The following is a 24,470-nucleotide window of genomic DNA, read 5'->3' on the forward strand; positions in this document are numbered from 1 at the left end:
GGATATCAATATCGGCAGGTAGGTGAAAAGTAGGGGAGGAAGACTGCGTTGATTTTTATTATTTAGTTAAATTATTGCATTGTGAGAATTTTATTGAAAATATCAATAGTATGGCTGATTGGTGTGTTGGTTTGATTGGCTTTTTGATATTGCATTTAATTTACTGTGAAATATCTTCTTTAACGTGGATGAAATAGAAAATTTGTAAAAATAATCATAACTTGAAAGTTTATTTAATAAAGCGATAAGTCGTTGTGAAATACTGCTTTAGTCGAGCAATAAACTGAAAATGCCTAAAAAATCATCCCAAAGACTAAGGCTTATAAGCTAGCAAGATACATCATCAATCAGGTACAATTGGCGGGATTAATTTTGTGTTTGGTGTATTTGAAGGCCAATACATGCATTCTTTGTTAATAAATTAGGCCTGCCAGGAGTTATCCCCGCATGAGTGCCATTACTCCATACGATTGGGCAATTATTGCCTTCGTGATCGGCGTTACATTTCTATGCGTCTTTATGCTCACTGTCCCGTTACTCCTAGGGGGTAAATCATGGGGCCGTGCTAAGCAAGAGCAGTTTGAGTCTGGTGTAGTAGGTGCAGGCGGAGCGCGTATCCGCTTGTCTGCAAAGTTCTATTTAGTTGCAATTTTCTTCGTTGTATTTGATATCGAAGCGCTGTATCTCTATGCATGGTCTACGTCTGTGCGTGAAGCAGGCTGGTTCGGCTTTACGACGGTAGTCATTTTTGTAGTCGATTTATTGATTGCATTGATTTATGCGGTGAAAGTGGGCGCGTTGAATTGGGCGCCAACCGACCGTCGGAAAACTGCAGCTAGAGAAATGAAAATTGGCTCACCAGCCATGAACATTGCTGAAATTACCCGCTTTAACTCAATTGAAGAATTGGTAATTGACCCTACTGGTCAAATCCCAGCTCAATCCTCTGGCCGTGTGAAAAAATCAGCGGCTGCATCGTCTGACAAGGAGTAACCCGGGAATGAAATATACATTAACCCGTGCGAATCCGGATGCTGATCAATATCCGCTTCAAGAGCGTCAAATCGTTACAGATCCGCTTGAAGAAGAAGTGAATAAAAATGTATTCATGACCCGTTTAGAGGACTTGATGCATACAGCAGTAAACTGGGGCCGTAAAAACTCAGTTTGGCCGTTCAACTTTGGTACATCTTGCTGCTATGTAGAATATGCAACAACCTTAACCGGCGTGCATGACTTGTCACGTTTCGGTGCTGAAGTTATCCGTGCTTCACCGCGTCAGGCCGATGTGATGATTATTGCAGGGACCTGCTTCATGAAAATGGCGCCGGTTATTCAGCGTTTGTACGAGCAAATGCTTGAGCCGAAATGGGTTATTTCCATGGGTGCATGTGCAAACTCAGGCGGTATGTACGACATTTACTCTGTTGTGCAAGGCGTGGATAAAATCATTCCTGTGGATGTGTACATTCCAGGTTGCCCGCCGCGCCCTGAAGCGTTAATTCAGGCATTGATGCTATTGCAAGACCAAATTCAACTGGAGCGCCGCCCTTTGTCTGCGGTTATCGGTGATGATCTTCAGCCAGTGTATAAGCCAAAGATGCAGCCCGAACGTGACCGCAAGCAAGCACAGCGCATTGCTGTGAAAAATCTGCGCTCTATGGATGAAATTAAATAATTTAGACGATAAATGTTTGATGCACCCGGTCTGGGTGTAATTGTCGTTTAGGTTGACTGAATTTGTATTAAATAGGAAGCCAAGCCAATGGCTGAAACTGACATTGCTATGCCAGAATCGACTCCAGTCGATTCACGCCCTGCATTTGCAATTGTAGAAGAGCTCAAAACCAAATTTGGTGAGAACTTCTGCGTGCAAACGACTTTTGAAGACTTTCCAACAGTCTGGGTTGAGCGCGCACGTGTACAAGACGTTTTAATGTTCTTGCGTACAGTGTCACGTCCATACGTGATGCTGTTTGACTTGTCTGCTGTAGACGAGCGTTTGCGTACTCACCGTGACGGTTTGCCTGCGTCAGACTTCACAGTGTTCTATCACTTGCTGTCGCTTGAGCGCAACTCGGATATCCGGATTAAAGTTGCGCTGTCTGAAAATGATGTAAATCTTCCGACTGCAACCAATATTTGGCCAAATGCCAACTGGTACGAACGTGAAGCTTACGACATGTTCGGCATCAATTTCGAAGGGCATCCAATGCTCCGCCGTATTTTGCTGCCGACTTACTGGGAAGGTCACCCGCTTCGTAAAGAATATTCTGCGCGCGCGACTGAATATACGCCGTACATGCAGAACCAGGCAAAACAGGATTTCGAACAGGAGCACCTGCGTTTCGTACCTGAAGATTGGGGTCTAAAGCGCGGCAATGCTGACGAAGACTTTATGTTCCTGAACTTGGGTCCGAACCATCCATCTGCGCACGGTGCGTTCCGTGTAATTCTGCAGCTGGACGGTGAAGAAGTGAAAGACTGTGTGCCAGATATCGGTTATCACCACCGCGGTGTGGAAAAGATGGCTGAACGTCAAACTTGGCATTCATTCATTCCGTATACAGACCGTGTCGATTACTTGGGCGGCTGTGCGCAAAATATGCCTTATGTCATGGGCGTAGAGCAAATGGCCGGCATTACTGTGCCTGACCGTGCGCAATGTATCCGTGTCATGATGTCTGAATTGTTCCGTATCAATAACCATTTATTGTTCATTGGTACAGCCATTCAGGATGCCGGCGGTATGACGCCTGTATTCTATATGTTCGCGGACCGTCAAAAAATCTATGACGCAATCGAAGCGATCACTGGCTACCGCATGCACCCAGCATGGTTCCGTATTGGCGGTACAGCGCATGACCTGCCAAATGGCTGGGAAAAGCTGATCCGTGAAATTTTGGACTGGATGCCGGGCCGTTTGAAAGAGTACTACACCGCAGCATTGAAAAACTCAGTGTTCATCGGCCGTACACGCAATGTCGCTCAGTATGATGCGAAATCTGCATTGGCTTGGGGTGTGACAGGTACTGGCCTTCGCGCTACAGGCATCGACTTTGACGTGCGTAAATACCGCCCTTACAGCGGTTATGAAAATTACGACTTTGAAGTGCCTTTAGAGTATGAAGGCGATGCGTATGCGCGTGTGATTGTTCACTTCCGTGAAATTGAAGAATCACTGAAAATTATCAAGCAGTGCTTGGACAATATGCCTTCTGGCGCATACAAAGCAGACCATCCGCTGGCTGTTCCACCGCCAAAAGACAAAACATTGCAAGATATTGAAACTTTGATTACGCACTTCTTGAGCGTGTCATGGGGTCCTGTAATGCCGGCAGGCGAAAGCTCTGTAATGGCGGAAGTGGTAAAAGGCGCGTCGAACTACTACTTGACTTCAGACAAGTCAACAATGAGTTACCGTACCCGTATCCGTACACCGACTTTCACCCATTTACAGCAAATGCCTTCTGTGATTAACGGCAGCTTAATGTCTGACTTAATCATTTATTTAGCGACAATTGACGTCGTAATGGCTGACGTGGATCGCTAAGGGGTAATCGCATTATGATGATTTTGACAGATAAAAAACCGCGTGTGAATGTTGAAGGAATTTTGACTTCGGACGAAATTCACGAAATCGAACATCACATTGGTCACTATCCGTACCCGCGCGCCGCATGTTTAGATGCGCTGAAGTGTGTACAGCGCCGTAATGGCTGGGTAGATGATGCGCAAATGAATGCAATTGCTCAGCTGTTAAGCATGAGCGTTGCAGATTTAGAAGGCGTTGCGACTTTCTATAACCGTATTTACCGTCAGCCGGTTGGCCGTCACGTAATTTTGTTATGTGATTCGATTGCTTGCTTCTTGATGGGTGCGGAAACTTTGGCAGAAGCATTCCAGCGTGAATTAGGCATTCAATTTGGTCAAACGACTGCAGACGGCCGTTTTACATTATTGCCAATCTGCTGTTTGGGGAACTGCGATAAAGGTCCAACCCTAATGATTGACCAAGATACGCATGGTTTGGTTGAAGTAACTTCAATTAAACAGTTGCTGGAGAAGTATCTATGAATACTGAACCAAAACCGATTTATGGCGACGGTAACCCGGAAACTCACCCATTAACATGGCGCTTGAGCAAACAGGAACATGTTCGCAGCGCAGATGACTATGAAGCGCTTGAAGGCTATGCCGGCTTTAAAAAAGCGATCGGCATGCAGCCGAAAGATGTGTTGGATGTAATTAAAGCAGCGACTGTAAAAGGCCGCGGCGGTGCAGGTTTCCCAGCTGGTATTAAATGGTCATTGATGGCGCCGAATGACGGCGGCCCTCGTTACCTGATTTGTAATGCTGATGAAATGGAACCGGGCACTTTCAAAGACCGTTTGCTGATGGAACAGCTTCCACATCAATTGATCGAAGGTATGTTGATTGCAGGTTATACCTTAGAGGCAACTCAAGGTTATATCTTCATCCGTGGTGAATACATCGAAGCTGCTCAATACTTAAATGAAGCATTAGAGCAGATCCGCGCTAAAGGCTACTTGGGTGAAAACATCCTCGGAACTGGCTGGAACTTTGATTTGCATGTGCATACCGGTGCAGGCCGTTATATTTGCGGTGAAGAAACTGCATTGATTAACTCGCTTGAAGGCCGCCGCGCAAACCCGCGTACCAAACCGCCGTTCCCGCAAGTGGCAGGCGCTTGGGGCCGTCCGACAATTGTCAATAACGTAGAAACCTACAACAACTTACCGGCAATCATGCTCCGCGGTCCAGAATGGTACGTGGGCTTGTCTGAAGGCAAGTCAAAAGACCCAGGCACAAAAATTTACGGCGCTTCAGGCAAAGTAAAATTCCCAGGTCTTTGGGAACTGCCATTCGGTACAACTGCGCGTGAAGTGATTGAAGATCATGCTGGCGGTATGCGCGATGGCCTAACGCTGAAAGCGTGGCTGCCGGGCGGCGCATCAACAGACTTCTTGGCTGCTGAGCACATTGACCTTCCTATGGATGCCGAAAGCATCATGAAAGCCGGTTCACGTTTAGGTACGTGCCTGCTGATGGTGGTAGATGAAACGCAGTGCATGGTATCTGCAACACGTAACTTAGAAGAATTCTTTGCACGTGAATCATGCGGTTTCTGTACGCCGTGCCGTGATGGCCTGCCTTGGGCGGTAAAAGCGCTGAAAGCGCTTGAAGACGGTACCGGTAAGAAAGAAGATATCGATCACTTACAAGAACTGACGCGTAAGTTATGGATTGGTAAAACTTTCTGTGCCCACGCACCGGGTGCAATGGAACCGCTTATGGGCGCACTCAAACATTTCCGTGGCGAGTTTGAAGCGAAAGTAGTGAATGCTGCCGCTCAAGCTGGCACCGCCGAACAAGTTTAAGGAATTCGACTATGGCTACAATTCATGTCGATGGAAAAGACTACGAAGTAAATGGCTCGGAAAACCTGCTGCAAGCATGTTTGAGCCTGGGTATTGATATCCCTTACTTTTGTTGGCATCCATCCTTAGGTTCTGTCGGTTCTTGCCGTCAATGTGCCGTAACTCAATACGCCAACGCTGAAGATACGCGTGGCCGTTTAGTTATGTCATGTATGACGCCTGCTGCTGACAATACCTTTATTTCGATTGAAGACAAAGAAGCAAAAGATTTCCGCGCTTCGATTGTTGAATTCTTAATGACCAACCACCCGCACGACTGTCCAGTCTGTGAAGAGGGCGGGCACTGTCATTTGCAAGATATGACTGTAATGACGCAGCATGACCGCCGCCGTTACCGTTTCACCAAGCGCACGCATTATAACCAAGAGCTCGGCTCATTCATTTCTCATGAAATGAACCGCTGTATCGCATGTTACCGCTGTGTCCGCTACTACAAAGACTATGCGGGCGGTACAGACTTCGGTGTGTATGCAAGCGCGTCACGTGTTTACTTTGGCCGTCCAGAATCAGGCACTTTAGAGTCTGAATTTTCGGGCAACCTGACTGAAGTATGCCCAACAGGCGTATTTACAGATAAAACGCACTCAGAACGCTACAACCGTAAGTGGGACATGCAGTATGCGCCAAGCGTATGCCAAGGCTGTTCTTCTGGCTGCAACATCTCTCCGGGTGAGCGTTATGGCGAATTGCGCCGTGTGGAAAACCGTTTCAATGGTGAAGTTAACCAATACTTCCTTTGCGATAAAGGCCGTTTCGGTACAGGTTATGTGAACCGCGCTGACCGTCCGCGCCAGCCGCAATTCCGTAATGGCGAAATGGTTGAAACTGTTTCTGTCGATACGGCACTGGATACGGTGATTGCGAATATTCAAGGCAAAAAAGTCTTAGGTATCGGTTCACCGCGTGCATCGCTTGAATCAAACTTCGCGCTTCGTGAATTGGTTGGTCAAGACAACTTCTCTACCGGCTTGTCTCAGAAAGAACAGGGTCTGGTTGAGCTTGCAGCTTCAATTATGCAGACAGAGGGTGTTTACAACCCGAATATGCGTGAAATTGAAAGCTATGATGCCGTGCTGATCTTAGGTGAAGACTTAACGCAAACTGCGCCACGTATGGCTTTGTCTGTTCGCCAAGCTGCGAAAAACAAAGGCAAGGAAATGGCTGCAGAGCGCCGTACGCAAGACTGGCTGGCTGAACCTGTGCAGCGTATTGCTCAAGATGAAAAATCTCCGATTTACATTTTGGCGGCAACACAAACACGTTTGGCTGATGTTGCGACTGGCGAAGTTGTTGCTTCTCCAAATGACATTGCGCGTCTAGGCTTTGCGGTTGCAGCGGCAGTTGCGGGCGAAAGCATTCTTGGTTTGGCGGATGATGCGAAAGCATTTGCGCAAACCATTGCAGATACGCTTAAAGCGGCGAAAAAACCGTTGATCATTTCAGGGACAAGCCTTCAGGACGCTGCCATTATGGAAGCTGCCGCACAAGTTGCGCAGAACCTTGGCAATGCAGGCCTGACATTGACTGTTCCGGAAGTAAACTCGATGGGTATGGCAATCTTTGGCGGTCAAAGCTTAGAACAAGCTTTCGCTCAAGATTACGATACTGTGGTTGTGGTCGAAAATGACCTATATCGCCGCTTACCGGCTGCGCAAGTGAATGCTGCGCTTTCAGGCAAAGAAGTGATCGTGTTGGATCACTCTGAAACTGAAACTGTGAAGAAAGCCGATATTGTACTTTCTGCTGCAAGCTTTGCTGAAGGCGACGGTACTGTTGTGTCTCAAGAAGGCCGGGCACAGCGTTTCTACCAAGTGTATGACGCTAGCTATTACAAACCGGAACTTGCAATTAAAGAATCTTGGCGCTGGCTGCATGCCATTGAAACTGGCGTGAAGGGCAAGGCGATTTCTTGGACATTGCTGGATGATGTGATTGAATCCGTGGCGAAAAATGTTCCTGCACTTGAAGCTATTCAAGATGTAGCGCCGGATGCGGGCTTCCGTGTTCATGGCTTGAAAGTTGCGCGTGAACCGCGCCGTTATTCTGGCCGTACAGCAATGCGTTCACCGCTATCTATTCATGAGCCGAAACAGCCAGTGGATACGGATACTGCATTAACATTCTCAATGGAAGGTTATGTCGGTAATGAAACACCGTCTCCGCTAGTGCCATTCGCTTGGTCTGCAGGCTGGAACTCTCCGCAAGCTTGGAATAAATTCCAAGATAAAGTGGGCGGCCATTTAAAAGGCGGTGATTCAGGCATCCGTTTATTTGACCGTTTGCCAAAACGTCCAGCGCGTACTTTTGTTGCGCCAGCTGTAGCGGCTGTCAACGCGGAAAGCTTCCGTTTAGTGCCTATGCACCACATCTTCGCTTCGGGTGAATTCACTGTAAAAACACCGGCAATGGAATCGCGTATTCCTGAAGCTGCATTTGCAGTCGGTGAGCAGGATGCTGCGCGCTTGAATGTTCAAACCGGTCAAAAAATTACTGTGCAAGCTGGCGAGACTTCAATCGTGCTTCCAGTTCAAGTGATTGATTATTTACCTACAGGTTATATTGGCTACCCAATCGGTCTGGCACCGACGGTATCTCTTGCAGAGCCTGTTTCAGTCGCGGTAGGAGTGTAATTCATGGAACAAGAATTAATACGTCAAACGCCGCTGTGGGCTGAGAACTGGCCAATTGCCTATTCTGTGCTGCAAGCGATTGTCATCTTGCTGGCGGTGGTGCTGATTGCGGCTCTAATGTCGTTCATTGAGCGCCGCTTGCTGGCTTTATGGCAAGACCGTTACGGTCCGAACCGTGTCGGTCCGGGCGGTATGTTCCAGATTGTTGCCGACATGCTGAAAATCATGTTCAAAGAAGACTGGACACCAAAATTTGCTGACAAGCTGACTTTCCGTTTAGCGCCAGGCGTTGCAATGGGGACAGCTGTGCTTTCCTTCATGGTTATTCCGATTTCACCTTATATGGGTGTTTCGGACATGAGCATCGGCCTATTGTTCTTTATGGCAATGGCAGGCATTGCCGTGTATGCCGTATTGTTCGGCGGCTGGTCATCAAACAACAAATACGCGCTGCTTGGCGGTTTGCGTTCTGCGGCTCAAACTATTTCATATGAAGTATTCTTGGGCATCTCGCTGATGGGCGTTGTGGCGATTGCCGGCTCATTCAATATGCGTGAGATTGTAGAAGCGCAGCGTGATGTTTGGTTTGTGATTCCTCAATTCTTAGGCTTCTTGATTTTCGTTGTGGCCGGCGTTGCGGTAACGCATCGTCATCCATTTGACCAGCCGGAAGCAGAACAAGAATTGGCGGAAGGCTACCATGTCGAATACGGCGGTATGAAGTGGGGGATGTTCTTCGTTGCAGAATATGTCAACGTGGTGCTGATCTCCGCTCTGATTGTCACTTTATTTTTTGGTGGCTGGCTTGCGCCTTTCAACCTTGAAATTCCGTTTATTCCAGATGCGTTCTGGTTCATTATTAAAACAGCATTCTTTGTCATGATGTTTGTCTTGGCGCGCGGTTCATTAATGCGTCCGCGTTACGACCAAGTGATGAACTTTGGCTGGAAAATTTGCTTGCCATTGGCATTGGTCAACTTACTTGTGACCGGTGCTGTGATTCTGATGAATCAGGCCTAAGGCAGCAGGAGAACAAAATGTTTAAGTTTCTAGCTGGATTTGGGTCAATTGTACGTTCACTGTGGATGGTTTTCTCACACGTGACACGTAAACGTGACACCATTTTATATCCGGAAGTGCCGGCTGAAGATATCGTACCGCCGCGTTTCCGTGGCCGTATTGTGTTGACGCGCGACCCAGATGGCGAAGAGCGCTGCGTAGCATGCAACCTGTGTGCGGTTGCTTGCCCTGTCGGCTGTATTTCACTGCAAAAAGCAGAGCATGAAGATGGCCGCTGGTATCCGGAATTTTTCCGTATCAACTTCTCCCGTTGCATTTTCTGCGGTATGTGTGAAGAAGCGTGTCCAACGACTGCCATTCAGCTTACTCCAGACTTTGAGTTAGGTGAATACGTTCGTCAAGACCTTGTATATGAGAAAGAACACTTGCTTATCTCAGGTCCTGGTAAATACCCTGATTACAACTTCTACCGTGTAACCGGTATGGCTGTGACAGGTAAAGACAAAGGTCAAGCACAACGTGAAAGTGCGCCTGTTGATGTACGGAGTCTATTACCATGATGTGGCCGTTTTATTTGATGGCGCTTGTGGCCATCGTCTCTACGATTCGTGTTGTGACCAACACGAATCCCGTACACGCTTTATTAAGCTTGATTGTTTCATTGCTCGCTGTTGCCGGCATGTTCATGATTGTTGGCGCGCCGTTTGCCGGTGCGCTGGAGATCATCGTTTACGCTGGCGCAATCATGGTGCTTTTCGTATTCGTCGTGATGATGCTGAACTTGGGTCAGCAAACAGTGGAACAGGAAAGCAAATGGCTGACTTCATCTGCGTGGGCTTATCCTGCGCTGATGAGCTTTCTGATGGGCCTTGTGCTTGTCTGGATGCTGGGCTCTGACTACACCAAGCCATCTTTGGTGATGGGCGCTGAAGTTGTTGGCCCGAAAGCTGTCGGTACAGCACTCTTTACTCAGTACTTATTATTGGTCGAAGTTGCCGCGATGCTATTGCTTGGTGCACTTGTTGCAGCATTCCATTTGGGCAAACGTGAACCAAGTGCAGAAGAGGAAAAAGAATAATGGGCAACATCCCTTTAGAACATGGTTTGATCGTTGCAACCATTCTTTTTGCACTGGGTTTTTACGGTGTAATGGTGCGACGCAACTTACTATTTATTTTGATGAGCCTTGAAATCATGATGAACGCGGCGGCTTTAGCGTTCGTTTTGGCAGGCAGCGCATGGGCGCAGCCAGACGGCCAAGTCATGTTCATCCTGATCTTAACGCTTGCTGCGGCAGAGGCTTGTATCGGTCTTGCCATCGTCCTTCAGTTCTATCATCGCTTCCATCATTTGGATGTGGATGCTGCTAGTGAGATGCGCGGATGAGCTATTTATATTTAACAGTATTATTTCCGCTCATTGGTTTTATCCTTTTGGCGGCAGGACGCAACAATCTTCCTGAAAAAGTTGCAGCCATTATTGGGGCGGGTTCAGTTGGCCTTTCTGCATTATTTGCACTGATTGCCGGCTTGGACTTTGTGAATAACGGTTCTGTGGCGACAACACAGCACTTGTGGACATGGTTCAGCGCGGGCAACTTGGCGCCGGGCTTTACGCTTCACCTTGACGGTTTATCATTGTTAATGATGGGCATGGTGACAGGCGTCGGTTTCTTAATTCACATTTTCGCGACATGGTACATGCGCGGTGAAGAAGACTTCGCGCGTTTCTTCTCTTACTTCAACCTATTTGTAGCAAGCATGCTGCTTTTGGTGTTGGGCGATAACTTAGCGTTATTGTTCTTGGGTTGGGAAGGCGTTGGCCTGTGTTCTTACTTGCTGATCGGTTACTACTATCAAAACCCTGCAAACGGTTTTGCTGCGATTAAAGCATTTACCGTGACCCGTATCGGTGACGTATTCCTGCTGATTGCATTGTTCCTGATTTACCAGCAGTTCGGCACATTAAACATCGCTGAAGTGGTTGCGGCTGCGCCGGCAGTGTTGGCGCAAAGCTCATCAATTGCAATTTGGACTGCACTTATGCTGTTCTTGGGCGCAGCTGGTAAATCAGCTCAAATCCCATTGCAAACATGGCTGGCGGATGCGATGGCAGGTCCTACACCTGTATCTGCATTGATCCATGCTGCAACAATGGTAACTGCGGGTGTTTATCTGTGCTGCCGTATGTTCTCAGTATTCGAGCAAGCGCCAGAAGTGATGATGTTCATCTCAATCACAGGCGCTGTTACCTTGCTGGTGGCTGGTTTCGCTGCATTGGTTCAGACAGACATCAAACGTATTCTTGCTTACTCTACAATGAGCCAGCTGGGTTATATGTTCATGGCTGTAGGCGCTGAAGCATACCAAGCAGGCCTGTTCCACATGCTGACTCACGCATTCTTCAAGGCATTATTATTCTTGTCTTCAGGTGCGGTGATTCTGGCTTACCATCATGAACAAAACATTTTCAAAATGGGCGGCTTGTTCCACAAGAACAAATTCCTGTTTGCTTGTTTTGCGATTGGCGGCGGCGCATTGGCTGCAATCCCATTCATCACTATCGGCTTCTTCTCGAAAGATGCGATTTTAGGTGCGGTATGGGTGAAAGGTCAGGCGGTTGCTGTTTATGACTGCTTGTACTGGACGGGTGTTGCAGGTGCATTCTTAACGTCAATTTATACATTCCGTTTAATCTGGGTTGTATTCTTTGGCAAAGAAAACACGCCTTACCATGAAATTAAAGGTGTGACTTACTGGGGTCCTTTGGCGATTCTTGCAGTATTGTCTACTGGTTTGGCTTATGTATTAAAAGCGCCGGTAACCAATATTTTAAACGCTGCCAAAATTCCAGCATTCAATGTTCCTGAAGCTTTGGAACATGGCATGCACAGCGCTGAGTACACTGCTGTGGGCATTGCGCTTGCAGGTTTAGTCATTGGCGTAATTCTGTTCGCATTTGCATACAGCGCTGTAAAAGCTTTTGCAAAAACTTCACTGGGCGCTGGCCTTGCGAGCATTTGCCGCAATGCACTGGGTTTCGATGCGCTATACAACATCGTATTCGTTAAACCCTATTTGCTGATTGCGAAAATCTTAGGCCGTGACCCGATTGATGGCTTATGGCTGGTTCTGCCTGCACTTGTAAAAGGCGGCAACAGTTTCACCAGCTCACGTCAAACAGGTTCATTGCGTGAATACGCATCAAGTATGGCACTGGGTATTGTTGTCTTACTGATGATCCTGGTGGTGATTCAGGTTGTGGGGAAATAAAATGGAAACTAATAATTTAATTTTACCCGCTCTGGTCCTTATTCCGTTCATTGCAGGTTTTGCATGCTGGCTGGTCGATAAGCTCGATAAGCACTTGCCGCGCTATATCGCGCTGATCGGTATGCTGGTGACTCTGGTCTTGACCATTGTTCTTTGGCAAACGGGTACATATAACTATGAACTTGGCGGCGCAGCTCCAACTTGGGCGGCTGAGTTTAAATTGCCTTGGATTCAAACCCTAGGCATCAACATTCACTTAGCTGTGGATGGCTTATCGCTTCTGATGGTCGGCTTAACTGCACTCCTCGGTGTGCTGGCAGTGGGTTGTTCATGGGGTGAGATTCAGAAAAACGTCGGTTTCTTCCACTTAAACCTTCTATGGTCTTTAGGCGGCGTGATCGGTGTGTTCTTAGCGATTGACATGTTCCTGTTCTTCTTCTTCTGGGAGATGATGCTGGTTCCAATCTATTTCTTGATCGCACTTTGGGGCCATCGCGGTGCAGAAGGCAAGTCGCGCGTTTACGCAGCTACTAAATTCTTCATCTATACGCAAGTTGCCGGCTTAATCATGCTGATCGGTATCCTTGGCCTTGTGGCTGTTGGATATTCGATGAATGGTGAAATCCGTTTCGACTACAACTATCTGATGGCTGTAGCGAATACGATTGATGCCCAAGCGCCTGCGCTGGCATATGCCTTCATGATCTGCATGTTCATCGGCTTTGCGGTAAAACTTCCAGTTTTCCCACTGCACGGCTGGCTTCCGGATGCGCATGCTCAAGCGCCGACAGCAGGTTCTGTCGACTTGGCAGGTATCTTGATTAAAACTGCGGCTTACGGTCTGCTGCGTTTCGTGATTCCATTTTTCCCAATGGCATCTGCGCAGTTTGCGGACATTGCGGTTATTTTCGGTTTAATCGGTATTTTCTACGGCGCTTGGTGTGCTTTCCAGCAAACAGACATGAAACGTCTGCTGGCCTACACGTCGATTTCACATATGGGCTTTATTTTGCTGGCGATTTACGCAGGCAATATTTTGACCTTCCAAGGCTTAATGATCATGATGCTGGCGCATGGCCTGTCATCTGCTGCCTTGTTCATTATGTGCGGTCAAGTATACGAACGCCTGCATACGCGTGATTTGCGCCTGATGGGCGGTATGCGCGGCCAGTTCAAATATCTTGCATTTTTCTTGATGTTCTTTGTTGCAGCGCTTGTGGGTATTCCTGGTCTGGGCAACTTCATCGGTGAATTCCTGATTTTGATGGGTTCGTATGCGAAATTCCCTGTGTTTACAATTTTGGCTGCGATCAGCCTTGTATTCGCAGGCTTGTACGGCTTGATCCTGATTCACAAAGCGCTATTCGGTACGCCGAATGAAGAACAGCAAAAGCACTATTCAAGTCCTTTGAAAGACTTGAATGCACGTGAAATTGTGATTCTTTTAATTTGTGCGCTGAGTCTGGTTTGGCTGGGCCTTTACCCGCAAACTTTCCTTGACGTTTCTAACTCGAGCATGGCGTGGCTGGCGAATAGCTACATTCCTGTTCAAGAAACAGTTGATACAGTGCAGCAAGCTGTCGTTTCAGCTGAAAATGTGGAGATCCAATAAGTCATGAACTTCACAATGTCATTTGCAGAGCTTATGCCTATCGCGCCAGTCATGATCGTCGCTTTAACAGCGGTGGTGGTGATGCTGCTGGTAGCCATCAAGCGAAATCATAATTTAGCTGCAACTACATCCGTTATCGGTTTGAACCTTGCTGCGCTTTACATTATTTTCGTTGTGCTTGCAGGGCAGTTTGCGCCTGCAAATGTAATGAACCTATTCATCGTAGATCCGTTTACGATGCTGTATCAGTTTGTGATTATTGTGGCGTCGCTTGCGTGCTGCACACTGTCACATGCTTATATTGAAACTTATAAAGACAACCGTGAAGAGCTTTACATTCTGATGCTTGCGTCCGTGACCGGCGCATTGCTGATGGTGGCAAGCACGCACTATGCATCGTTCTTTATCAGCCTAGAGTTAATGTCAATTCCTGTTTACGGCTTATTGGCATATACGCATCAGCGTTCTCAATCGCTAGAAGCCGGCGTGAAATATCTTGTGCTTTCAGCGACTGCGTCTGCAATGTTGCTGATGGGTATGGCTTACATCTATGCATACACAGGCACACTGAACTTTGTTGCTGAACCAGGCAAACTGTTCACAACATTCAGCCAGCCAGCAGTGGTATTGGGCCTCGCATTGATCATCTTTGCTGTCGCTTTCAAACTGTCGCTTGCGCCATTCCATAAATGGACGCCGGATGTGTATGCCGGTGCGCCAGCGCCAATTGCGACATTCCTTGCAACTGTTGCAAAAGTGGCAATGATTGGTCTATTTGTCCGCTATGTATTGTCTTCAGGCTTAATCCTGTCAGATAGCTTTGTGATCATCCTGACGATTCTTGCCGTGCTTTCTATTCTTGCAGGTAACTTGCTGGCGGTTCGCCAAGTGAACCTGAAGCGCATTCTTGCGTATTCATCAATTGCTCACTTCGGTTATTTGCTGGTGGCGATTGTCAGCGCACGCAACACAGACTTTCTTCAAGTTCAAGGTTTCGCGACTTTTGAATCTGTAAATGTCTATGTGATCACTTATGTGCTAACAACGATCGGTGCGTTCGGTGTTGTAACCTTAATGTCCAGTCCATACAACAATACAGATGAAGCGGGCAGCTTGGCCGAGTACCGCGGCTTGTTCTGGCGCCGTCCAGTGTTAACTGCGACGTTAACGGTCATGATGCTGTCGTTAGCGGGCATTCCATTAACAGCAGGCTTTATCGGTAAGTTCTTGGTGATTAAAACTGCAGTTGCCGGCCAATCTTGGTTCTTGGCTGCAATGGTGATCATTGGTTCGGGTATCGGTTTGTACTACTACCTGCGTGTCATGGTTGTGATGTACATGACTCCACCTGAAAACCCGCGTATCGACGCTGTTGACCATTGGGGTCAAAAAGTCGGCGGTATTATGGTTTTAGGCGCAGCAGCTCTTGTACTGTTGATCGGTGTCTATCCAGATCCAATTATTGCAATTTCTAAAGTGGCTTTCTTTGCCATTTCACCTGAATTGCAGCAATTTATTCTGGCATTGGTACAAAGCGGTTTTAACTGATTAATATGAATTAATTCAGTTATTACAAAAAAGCCCTCGACTTAGAGGGCTTTTTTATTTTTATCATTCGTTAAATGCCCTTATAATACGAAGAGTTTAATCTTAACCTTTTAGGTGTTCTCCCGTGGCTATCCATGAAATCCGCCATCCGCTCATCCGCCATAAACTTGGTTTATTGCGCCGTTCGGATATCAGTACTAAAAACTTCCGCGAACTTGCTCAAGAAGTCACCATGCTTCTGACCTATGAAGCGACTAAAGACTTGCCTGTTTGCGATCATGAAATTAATGGCTGGAATGGTAAAGTCAATGTTGACCGTATTGCCGGTAAAAAAATTACAGTCGTTCCTATTTTGCGTGCGGGTATTGGCATGCTGGAAGGTTTCTTAAATTTAATTCCAAGCGCAAAAGTTTCGGTATTGGGCTTAGAACGTGACGAAGAAACTTTAGAAGCGCGCACTTACTACAAAAAATTAGTGCCGGATGTACAGAACCGTATTGCGATGATTATCGATCCAATGCTTGCAACTGGCTCTTCACTGGTTGCGGCAATTGATGTATTGAAGTCAAGCGGCTGTAAGGATATCCGTGTGATGGTTTTGGTTGCGGCGCCAGAAGGCATTAAGCGCGTTGAAACTGCGCATCCTGATGTGACTATTTTCACGGCTTCTGTTGACCAAGGCATTAATGAAAATGGCTATATCGTTCCTGGCTTAGGCGATGCAGGCGACAAAATTTTCGGTTCAGTGCAAAAAGACTGATTTTTGAAACTGAATAAGAAAGAGGCTTTTAAAGCCTCTTTTTTATATAATGCTGAATAAGGCATTTTAAAAATAGGGCAGTAAAATGAAAGATGAAGTATATCAGGGTAAAATCAAACAGTATGATCCTGAAAAAGGTTATGGTTTTATTGGTTCAGCCGAAGGGGATGTGTTCTTTCATATTTCAGATTTCCCCGCAGCGGATGGTGAACCAAAGCGCAATGAACGTGTGAAATTTAACGTTGTAGACAATGGCGGTAAATTTAAAGCGGTTAAAATTGAACGTGCAGAAGACAATTCTGCAAAAGCAAAAAAATCTAAAGTAGTTGCGAATAACAAATCAATTACGTCTGCGCTGTTGTCAAATTTACGTAAATAAGAAAGCTTGAAATTTTGATATTCCAATAGGAATTGAGTGAAATATGATGTAAAAAAAGCGCCGTTAAGGCGCTTTTTTTATTACAATTATTAAAAATATAAAGATAGGATGAATGATGTTTCAAGAGGGGAAAGTTAAAAATTATCAAGCAGAACGCGGCTTTGGTTTTATACACATAGACGGGGAGTCTAAGGACTTATTTTTTCATATTAAGGATATGCCTAATCGGAATATTCAACCGAAGATTGGTGAAAAGCTGAAGTTTCGTGTTGTAGAAGAAAATGGCAAATTTAAAGCAGGTAATATTGTTCGTTTGGATCTGAAGAGTGATGATAAATTTGAACCAGTTGACCAGCAATATCAATCTTCAGGTCAAACAGCCAATCCCGATAACTGCATACCAGCAGTAGAAAAACCGGCATCAACTTATGCAAAATTGTTTACGCTGATTGGTGCTGTAATAATCGCAATTTTAGCTTTTTTGCTATATGGAAAAATTCAAGAATATAATGCACATAAAGCTGAACGTGTGCAGCAAATGGTGCTGGAACAGGAAAAGATTATTGCCAAACAGCGTCAAGCGCAAGGAAATTTACCTGATCGAGTTCTGTCAGAACAAGGCCATAAAAATTTAGAAAATCATCCCGAAGTTTTGATAGGAACTCGCCCTAAACAAGATGTTAAAAATAATGAAATAACCAAGCAAGCGAGTTCTAAGCCTATTGATCCAAAGTGTTATGAGCGGACACGTTGCGGTCAAATGACTTCAAGATCAGAAGCTGAGTGGTTTGTAAGAAATTGTCCAAATAATGAAATGGATGGTGATGGTGATGGAAGACCCTGTGAAAATGATTCACGGTGGTAACGATTGATATAAAAAAGCGCCGTTATGGCGCTTTTTTTACATAGGCAGAAACTTATTATTTTTCACAGAATTTCATAAAAGCCTTTAAGCCCGGCCCTTGATATTTCTGACGGTGCACCAGCATAAACAGCGGGCGGGTCAATTGCCAGAAAGGGGTATTTAAAATAACCAATTGGCCTTTTTCACGCAGCGGTTCAATGGCAAGTTTTGAAATGCATGACATGCCTAAACCGCCTGCAACAATTTTCAGAATTGCCTCATTATGGCCTAGAGTCAGGCGGATATTGGCATCCGGCAAATCCTGCAAAATCGCATTATCAAAGACTTCGCGTGTGCCTGAGCCTTCTTCACGCAATATCCATTCAACACTTTTAAAGTCATCAATCGTTAAAGGCCGGCCCAGCTGTGCAAGCGGGTGATCGGGTGAGCAGCACACGGCCAGTTCATCATCACGCCAGTGAATGCATTGCAGCTGCGGCAAATGGCAAGAGCCTTCAATTAAGGCTAAATCCAACTGAAATTGATTGACGGCTTCAATCATCTGGCGGGTATTGCCGACTTGCAGCTGCAAATGAGCTTGAGGCTGAATTTGCAGAAAATCCGCCATCAGGTCAGGCATTAAGTAATCACTGATTGTTAAGGTTGCGCCTAAGCGTAAATCAATGCTTTGCAGTTCACCTTTGGCGGCCTGTTCGAATGATTCGCAGCGGCCAAGAATTTCCAGTGCTTGAGGCAGTAAAAAACGGCCCAAGTCATTGAGCTGCAATCGTTTGCCTAGACGGTCAAACAGCGGTGCACCTAAGCCGTCTTCTAGATCTGCTAAAGCCATACTTGCAGCGCTTTGCGTGAGCTTAACGGCATCACTCGCTTTGGTTACCGTACCTTCTTGAGCAACTGCTACAAAAACAGCCAGCTGGCGTAAAGTCATGCGCATGAATATAGCCTTAACATTTAAAAAATATTAATAATTTAAGCCGTCATGCTAACATGAGCACAGTCATAGATGCCACGTTGAAATCATGTCAATTGAGAAATTTAGCTTAGAAAAAGTCTTATCTGTACACCGTTGGACCAATACTTTATTCAGCTTTACGATGACGCGGCCAGCCCATTTTAAATTCACTGCAGGCCAATTCGCGCGCATTGGCTTAAAAGTAGGAGATGATTTGGTGGTGCGGGCTTATTCTGTGGTGTCGTCGCCATTTGATGAAACTTTGGAATTTTTCTCAATTGTGGTTCCTGATGGGGCGTTTACTTCAAATTTACAGCATCTCAAAGTCGGCGATGAGCTGTATCTAGAAAAAATTCCGTATGGTTTCTTAACCTTGGCGCGTTATCAATTGCCGCTGCCGCAAGACTTGTGGCTGTTAGGCACAGGGACCGGTTTAGCGCCATTTTTATCTATGCTGCAAGATTTTGAAACATGGAAAAAGTATTCAAAAATTAATTTGGTCTACAGTGTGCGCACAGCGGCTGAATTGGCTTATGCGGACAGAATTCATGAAATTGCAGAAATTTTTGGTGAAGGGTACACTGGTTTTCAGTTTATTCCGATTATTACCCGTGACCCGAATGCCCCATTGCATGAGCGCTTACCTGCGCTGATTGCAAACGGAGCGCTTGAAAAAGCTGCGGGCATGGCGCTGAACCCTGAAAGCAGCCATGTCATGCTGTGCGGTAACCCGCAAATGGTGGATGATACGAAAGATGCTTTAAAAGCGCGCGGTTTAACCATGAACCGCCGCGGTGAAGGCAATATCGCAGTTGAAAATTATTGGTAAGTACCCTCAGCACTCCTCCCTTTAAAAAGGGAGGTTGGGAGGGATTAAAATTATAAAATTCTTCTCAAATCTTTGAATCCTCCCCAAACCCCTCCTTTAATAAAGGAGGGGCTTTTTACAGATATAAAAAATCCTCCGCACAGGAGGATTTTTTATTTGAATCTTTTAATGAACAAACATGTCCATATATTCACGGATTTCCTGAATGGCCGTGTCGACATCGGCAGTCAGCCATGTCGGCTCAAAGATGCCTGCATAGTGATCCATGCGTTCTTGCGGCACGACTAAACGTACCGGACATTCTTCTTCCAGCAAGCGCCAAGGAATTATCGGCACTTCATTGTCCAGATAAGCCGTGACATTGCGGATATCTATCACCATTGCATTCACGCAGTCTGGAAACGGCATGACAGAAAATTCTTCAGTGCGGCGGCGGAAAAACTCCAAATCGCCCCATTTTAAGACATAGCTGGGCTTACTGAATTCAATAATGCCAATCAGATGCTGATCACGGGTGTAATGTAAAGCACATTGATAAGTGACGTCAGTGTCAAGATCAAGCGTTACACTTTGCTGACGGTACGCCATATAGAACGAGTGCACAAAAAATGAGGTGCATAATTATAGCGCATTTATTCAGTCAAAGGCAGTCTTTCCATTTTTGCGCCATGAAAGCCAGCGGCTGAATAAACCATGCATTTTTTCAATGAGATAGTACAGCCATTTTGGACGGTTTGACTCAGAATTCAAAACTGGTATGGCTTATGCATAACTTTAAGCATTAAAAGAAACATAATTTAGAGGTGCGTATGTCAAATGCGAAAAGCGCAGCGGCCATGCCTGCAGCAGAAACTGCATCAGCGGATTATTTTGCGCAAAGACAATTGAAAAAAGGCGCAGTCGGCTGGCTGCTGCTGGTTGGGCTTGGGGTGGCCTATGTCATTTCAGGGGACTTTGCCGGCTGGAATTTTGGTTTGGCGCAAGGCGGCTGGGGTGGCATGTTCATTGCGACAGTCGCTGTGGCATTTATGTACCTCTGCATGTGCCTGTGCATGTCTGAAATGTCGACCATGCTGCCGACTGCTGGCGGCGGTTACAGTTTTGCCCGTACTGCATTTGGCCCAATAGGCGGATACCTGACGGGCACGGCCATTCTGATTGAATATGCGATTGCTCCGGCAGCCATTGCCTGTTTTATTGGCGCATATTGTGAATCCTTATTCGGCATTGGAGGCTGGATCATTTATCTGGTGTGCTATTTGGTTTTTATGGGCATTCATCTTAAAGGCGCAGGCGAAGCCCTGAAAATTATCTTTGGCATTACGGCAGTGGCGGCTATTGCGCTGATGGTATTTATCTTTGCCATGCTGCCATCGTTTAACAGCGCCAATTTATTTGATATTGCGGTGACATCTGAGGCCGCAGGCGCCAGCAGCTTTTTACCTTTGGGCTATTTGGGCATTTGGGCGGCGGTGCCTTATGCCATTTGGTTTTTCTTGGCGGTAGAAGGCGTGCCTTTAGCGGCTGAAGAAGCGAAAGAACCGCATAAATCTCTGCCGCGCGGCCTTATCGGTTCCATGCTGATTTTGGCCTTCTTTGCTTTAGCGATTTTATTCTTGGGGCCAGGGGCTGCCGGTGCAGATGCGCTGAAGGCATCCGGCGCACCATTGGTTGATGCGCTGAAAGCTGTGTATGGCGCAAACACTTGGCTGGCGAGCTTCGTCAACTTTGTTGGCCTTGCAGGGCTGGTTGCCAGCTTTTTCTCTATTATCTATGCCTATTCACGTCAAATTTTTGCCCTGTCCCGTGCGGGCTACTTGCCGAAATCATTATCGTTAACCAATAAAAATCATGCGCCGCATTTGGCTATTATCATTCCCGGCGTGATCGGCTTTTTAATGTCTTTATCCGGTGAAGGCGACCTGCTGATTTTAATGGCGGTCTTTGGCGCGACAATTTCCTATGTACTGATGATGCTGTCTTATATTAAGCTGAAAACATCGAAAGCAGACCTGCCGCGCCCCTATTTGGCGCCGGGCGGCATTGTGACAGCGTATATTGCATTGATTTTAGCAGCGGTTGCTGTGGTGGCGGGTTTTGTCGTCGATCCCAAAGTCTGGCTGATGGCTGCCGCGATTTATGCAGTCTTTATTCTGTACTTTTTATTGTACAGCCGCCATCACTTGGTTGCAGGCACGCCAGAAGAGGAGTTTGCCAATATTCAGCACGCAGAGCAGGAATTGAAATAAGGCGCAGGATAAAAGGATCTGAATGATGCTGTATCAAATTCATGTAGCAAGTCAGCATTATGTTTTTCAAGACTTGAAAACCTTAATGGCCAAAGCAACGCCTGCGCGTACCGGTGACCAGCTGGCTGGCATTGCGGCGCAGGATGCAACGGAACGGGTCGCTGCGCAAATGTGCTTGGCGGATGTGCCTTTAAAGCAGTTTCTGAATGAAGCGCTGATTGACTATGAGGCGGATGAAGTTACCCGCTTGATTATGGATGAGCATGATGCTGCGGCCTTTTATCCGATTGCCCATTTTACTGTAGGCGATTTTCGTGACTGGCTGCTCAGTGATGATGCCGGCACCGAAAAACTGCAGGCGCTGCAGGCAGGGCTGACACCTGAAATGACAGCGGCGGTCAGCAAAATTATGCGCAATCAGGATTTGATTTTAGTGGCGAAAAAATGCCGTGTGGTGACGCAATTCCGCAATACTATTGGCTTGGAAGGCCACTTGTCGACACGCCTGCAGCCGAATCATCCGACTGATGATGTGTTGGGCATTTCTGCCAGTATTTTAGACGGCCTGATGTATGGCAATGGTGATGCAGTGATTGGCATTAACCCTGCTACAGACAATTTACAGAATTTATCTGAACTGCTGAAATTATTGGATTACATCATTCACGAGTATGAAATTCCAACACAGTCCTGTGTGCTGACGCATGTTAGTTCCGGCATTCAGCTGGCCAATAAAAATGTCCCCATAGACCTGATGTTTCAGTCGATTGCCGGTTCGCAGGATGCCAACACCGCATTCGGCATTAATTTGGCGATGCTGCAGGAAGGCTATGACGCGGCTTTAAGCCTGAAGCGCGGCACGGTGGGGCAAAATGTGATGTATTTTGAAACAGGTCAGGGCAGTGCGCTGTCCAGCAATACGCATCATGGCGTTGATCAGCAAACCATGGAAACGCGGGCATACGCCGTGGCGCGCAAATTTAAGCCATTTTTAGTCAATACCGTGGTGGGCTTTATTGGGCCTGAATACTTGTACAACGGCAAGCAGATTATTCGTGCAGGACTGGAAGACCATTTCTGCGGCAAGCTGCTGGGCGTGCCGATGGGCTGTGATATCTGCTATACCAACCATGCTGACGCTGATCAGGACGATATGGATGTGCTGCTGACCTTATTGGCAAATGCCGGACTGAATTTTATGATGGGCATTCCCGGTTCAGATGATGTGATGCTGAATTATCAGACCACCTCATTTCATGATGCACTGTATATCCGCCAGCTTTTAGGTTTAAAGCCAGCGCCTGAATTTGGCGCTTGGCTGGAACAGCAGGGCATTTTAAAGCAGCAGCTTCATCAGCTGCAGTGGCCTGCGCAAGTACCTGAAAAATTTTCTAAACTGCTGATGTCTTAGCCGGAGCTGACGCGAATGAAATTACATCCGGATGTTCAGTTTAAAACTCAATGTGAAAGCAATGCTTGGGAAAAATTAAAACAGTTTACTGATGCGCGCATTGCTTTGGGGCGCGTGGGAGGAAGTCTGCCGACACGGCCTGCTTTGGAATTTCAATTGGCGCATGCGCAGGCGAAAGACGCGGTGCTGAAAGCGCTGGATGTCGAAAGCATGATTAGGCAGCTGTCTGAATTTCAGATGAGCGTGCTGCAGATTGAAAGCTGCGCAGTTGACAAAGACCTGTATCTGAAGCGTCCTGATTTGGGGCGGGAGCTTTCAGAAGCCTCTCGGCAGCTGCTGAGCGACTATGCCCAGCAGCATGATGAAGGCTATGACGTAGCAATAGTTGCCGGAGACGGCCTGTCTGCCCGTGCGATTGAAGACAATGCGCCGTATTTTATCCAGCAGCTGCATGACGCTTGCCTGACGCAGGGCTGGAGTGTTGCGCCCTTGGTGCTGGCGACTGGCAGCCGAGTGGCATTAGGGGATGAAACCGCCCAAATATTGCATGCCAAAATGCTGGTGATGCTGATTGGAGAGCGTCCGGGTCTAAGCTCACCTGACAGCATGGGGATTTATTTTACATGGCAGGCGCATAAAGGCTGCCATGATGCTATGCGCAACTGCATTTCTAATGTGCGTCCTGCAGGGCTATCGGTTACGGTAGCGATTCAGCGCCTGCTGGGGTTAATGAAAAAATCTGCGCAACTGGGACTGTCTGGCGTGCAGCTGAAAGATGAACATGAGATGACGGCACTCAGCGCTGAAGATACGCGTCCGAAGCGGCTATTTTAAAACAGCCTGCAAATGCTGGATATAAAGACTATTTGACTTGACTGGATATCGGCGGTCTTTGAAAGCCTAATTTTCAATGCATGATGAAGGCCTCTATTGCGACGCGCGGCTTGCAGCCATGGTCATCAGCAGTACATCGGCCTATACATAAACCGTCAAGTCCGTTCACCTGCATTGGACAGACCAAATGACGGCTTTGTGCGGACAGGATCTACAAGTATTTTTTAAGCTGCGGCTGAGCTTCAGTTTTTTTACAACTATTCACCATCCTGTAAAGCTTCTTCACATAATACGGTGACTGGAATTGATAGTATAAAAAAACAGCAGTAGATAACAATTATTTAGAGGGGAAAATTATGACGCATGATTTTAATAAACCGCCCCATACTTCGAGTTCGGAAGAAACCACTCAGAAGAAGCGCATACCGGTATATATATTGGTCTTGATAGGCATATTCTTTGTTGCGCTGATTATTTATATGTCGGCAGATATCAAGCCTACACCAAGCGATGCGCCTCCAGGACATCCTAATCCAGAAGCACAGCCAGCCACTCCGAACAATACCGCTACAGCTACTGCGGGGGACGAAGCCGCTGCGGCAGACCGCAATACGGCAACTGCTTCAGATCATTGATCATAGACAATT

Annotated in this window: 23 protein-coding genes; 21 read left to right on the top strand and 2 right to left on the bottom strand. The window is 46.7% G+C overall.

Annotated features, from left to right (window positions below):
* Positions 1-447 precede the first annotated feature (447 nt).
* The 16 genes from ndhC to AZH43_RS00535 all read left to right on the top strand — a co-directional run bounded on the left by ndhC (position 448) and on the right by AZH43_RS00535 (position 17,548).
* Entirely contained in the window at positions 448-993 is a 546-nt protein-coding gene (gene ndhC, locus AZH43_RS00460) for an NADH-quinone oxidoreductase subunit A (protein WP_067665199.1), read from the top strand.
* Between the two features lie 7 nt (positions 994-1,000).
* Positions 1,001-1,678, top strand: coding sequence for a NuoB/complex I 20 kDa subunit family protein (locus tag AZH43_RS00465; RefSeq protein ID WP_067665202.1), 678 nt, complete (start codon positions 1,001-1,003; stop codon positions 1,676-1,678).
* An 87-nt stretch (positions 1,679-1,765) separates the two neighbouring features.
* Entirely contained in the window at positions 1,766-3,553 is a 1,788-nt protein-coding gene (gene nuoC, locus AZH43_RS00470; RefSeq protein WP_067665205.1) for an NADH-quinone oxidoreductase subunit C/D, read from the top strand.
* A gap of 14 nt (positions 3,554-3,567) precedes the next feature.
* Complete coding sequence (nuoE, locus tag AZH43_RS00475; RefSeq protein WP_067665209.1) at positions 3,568-4,077, top strand: NADH-quinone oxidoreductase subunit NuoE; 510 nt, start codon at positions 3,568-3,570, stop codon at positions 4,075-4,077.
* Positions 4,074-5,402 carry an NADH-quinone oxidoreductase subunit NuoF gene (gene nuoF, locus AZH43_RS00480; protein WP_067665212.1) on the top strand — a complete coding sequence of 443 codons (1,329 nt, stop codon included), beginning with the start codon at positions 4,074-4,076 and terminating at the stop codon, positions 5,400-5,402. Before nuoE ends, nuoF begins: the two co-directional genes overlap by 4 nt.
* An 11-nt stretch (positions 5,403-5,413) precedes the next feature.
* Entirely contained in the window at positions 5,414-8,092 is a 2,679-nt protein-coding gene (nuoG, locus tag AZH43_RS00485) for an NADH-quinone oxidoreductase subunit NuoG (RefSeq protein ID WP_067665215.1), read from the top strand.
* 3 nt (positions 8,093-8,095) lie between these two features.
* Entirely contained in the window at positions 8,096-9,112 is a 1,017-nt protein-coding gene (gene nuoH / locus AZH43_RS00490) for an NADH-quinone oxidoreductase subunit NuoH (protein ID WP_067665218.1), read from the top strand.
* Between the two features lie 17 nt (positions 9,113-9,129).
* On the top strand, positions 9,130-9,672 hold the full coding sequence (gene nuoI, locus AZH43_RS00495; RefSeq protein ID WP_067665221.1) for an NADH-quinone oxidoreductase subunit NuoI: 543 nt from the start codon (positions 9,130-9,132) through the stop codon (positions 9,670-9,672).
* Positions 9,672-10,190, top strand: coding sequence for an NADH-quinone oxidoreductase subunit J (nuoJ, locus tag AZH43_RS00500; RefSeq protein WP_171254411.1), 519 nt, complete (start codon positions 9,672-9,674; stop codon positions 10,188-10,190). Before nuoI ends, nuoJ begins: the two co-directional genes overlap by 1 nt.
* On the top strand, positions 10,190-10,498 hold the full coding sequence (gene nuoK / locus AZH43_RS00505) for an NADH-quinone oxidoreductase subunit NuoK (protein WP_067665227.1): 309 nt from the start codon (positions 10,190-10,192) through the stop codon (positions 10,496-10,498). The genes nuoJ and nuoK overlap by 1 nt, the downstream gene beginning before the upstream one ends.
* Positions 10,495-12,384 carry an NADH-quinone oxidoreductase subunit L gene (gene nuoL / locus AZH43_RS00510; protein WP_067665229.1) on the top strand — a complete coding sequence of 630 codons (1,890 nt, stop codon included), beginning with the start codon at positions 10,495-10,497 and terminating at the stop codon, positions 12,382-12,384. The genes nuoK and nuoL overlap by 4 nt, the downstream gene beginning before the upstream one ends.
* A gap of 1 nt (position 12,385) precedes the next feature.
* On the top strand, positions 12,386-13,996 hold the full coding sequence (gene nuoM / locus AZH43_RS00515; RefSeq protein WP_067665232.1) for an NADH-quinone oxidoreductase subunit M: 1,611 nt from the start codon (positions 12,386-12,388) through the stop codon (positions 13,994-13,996).
* Between the two features lie 3 nt (positions 13,997-13,999).
* Complete coding sequence (gene nuoN, locus AZH43_RS00520; protein ID WP_067665235.1) at positions 14,000-15,544, top strand: NADH-quinone oxidoreductase subunit NuoN; 1,545 nt, start codon at positions 14,000-14,002, stop codon at positions 15,542-15,544.
* A gap of 124 nt (positions 15,545-15,668) precedes the next feature.
* On the top strand, positions 15,669-16,304 hold the full coding sequence (gene upp, locus AZH43_RS00525) for a uracil phosphoribosyltransferase (RefSeq protein WP_067665238.1): 636 nt from the start codon (positions 15,669-15,671) through the stop codon (positions 16,302-16,304).
* Between the two features lie 85 nt (positions 16,305-16,389).
* On the top strand, positions 16,390-16,683 hold the full coding sequence (locus tag AZH43_RS00530; protein WP_067665241.1) for a cold shock domain-containing protein: 294 nt from the start codon (positions 16,390-16,392) through the stop codon (positions 16,681-16,683).
* Between the two features lie 112 nt (positions 16,684-16,795).
* On the top strand, positions 16,796-17,548 hold the full coding sequence (locus tag AZH43_RS00535; protein WP_227509755.1) for a cold shock domain-containing protein: 753 nt from the start codon (positions 16,796-16,798) through the stop codon (positions 17,546-17,548).
* Positions 17,549-17,603: 55 nt separating this feature from the next.
* On the opposite strand, the gene gigC is transcribed toward AZH43_RS00535, so the two are convergent.
* Complete coding sequence (gene gigC, locus AZH43_RS00540; protein ID WP_067665247.1) at positions 17,604-18,482, bottom strand: LysR family transcriptional regulator GigC; 879 nt, start codon at positions 18,480-18,482, stop codon at positions 17,604-17,606.
* 85 nt (positions 18,483-18,567) lie between these two features.
* On the opposite strand from gigC, the gene AZH43_RS00545 reads away from it, so the two are divergent.
* Positions 18,568-19,329 carry a ferredoxin--NADP reductase gene (locus AZH43_RS00545; RefSeq protein WP_067665250.1) on the top strand — a complete coding sequence of 254 codons (762 nt, stop codon included), beginning with the start codon at positions 18,568-18,570 and terminating at the stop codon, positions 19,327-19,329.
* Between the two features lie 165 nt (positions 19,330-19,494).
* On the opposite strand, the gene AZH43_RS00550 is transcribed toward AZH43_RS00545, so the two are convergent.
* A complete protein-coding gene (locus tag AZH43_RS00550) occupies positions 19,495-19,917 on the bottom strand; it encodes a hypothetical protein (RefSeq protein ID WP_067665253.1) in 423 nt (140 codons plus the stop codon).
* Between the two features lie 221 nt (positions 19,918-20,138).
* Between AZH43_RS00550 and eat the strand changes: the two genes are divergently transcribed.
* The 4 genes from eat to AZH43_RS00570 all read left to right on the top strand — a co-directional run bounded on the left by eat (position 20,139) and on the right by AZH43_RS00570 (position 24,458).
* Positions 20,139-21,578: an ethanolamine permease gene (gene eat / locus AZH43_RS00555; protein WP_067665256.1), complete on the top strand. Its 1,440-nt coding sequence runs from the start codon at positions 20,139-20,141 to the stop codon at positions 21,576-21,578.
* 25 nt (positions 21,579-21,603) lie between these two features.
* Complete coding sequence (locus AZH43_RS00560) at positions 21,604-22,989, top strand: ethanolamine ammonia-lyase subunit EutB (RefSeq protein WP_067665259.1); 1,386 nt, start codon at positions 21,604-21,606, stop codon at positions 22,987-22,989.
* A gap of 15 nt (positions 22,990-23,004) precedes the next feature.
* Positions 23,005-23,823, top strand: a complete 819-nt coding sequence (gene eutC, locus AZH43_RS00565; RefSeq protein WP_067665262.1) for an ethanolamine ammonia-lyase subunit EutC — start codon at positions 23,005-23,007, stop codon at positions 23,821-23,823.
* A gap of 356 nt (positions 23,824-24,179) precedes the next feature.
* Positions 24,180-24,458 (top strand): hypothetical protein, encoded by a 279-nt coding sequence (locus AZH43_RS00570; protein ID WP_067665266.1) that lies wholly within the window; start codon positions 24,180-24,182, stop codon positions 24,456-24,458.
* Positions 24,459-24,470 lie beyond the last annotated feature (12 nt).

Source organism: Acinetobacter pragensis (assembly GCF_001605895.1).
Taxonomy (GTDB): Bacteria; Pseudomonadota; Gammaproteobacteria; order Pseudomonadales; family Moraxellaceae; genus Acinetobacter; species Acinetobacter pragensis.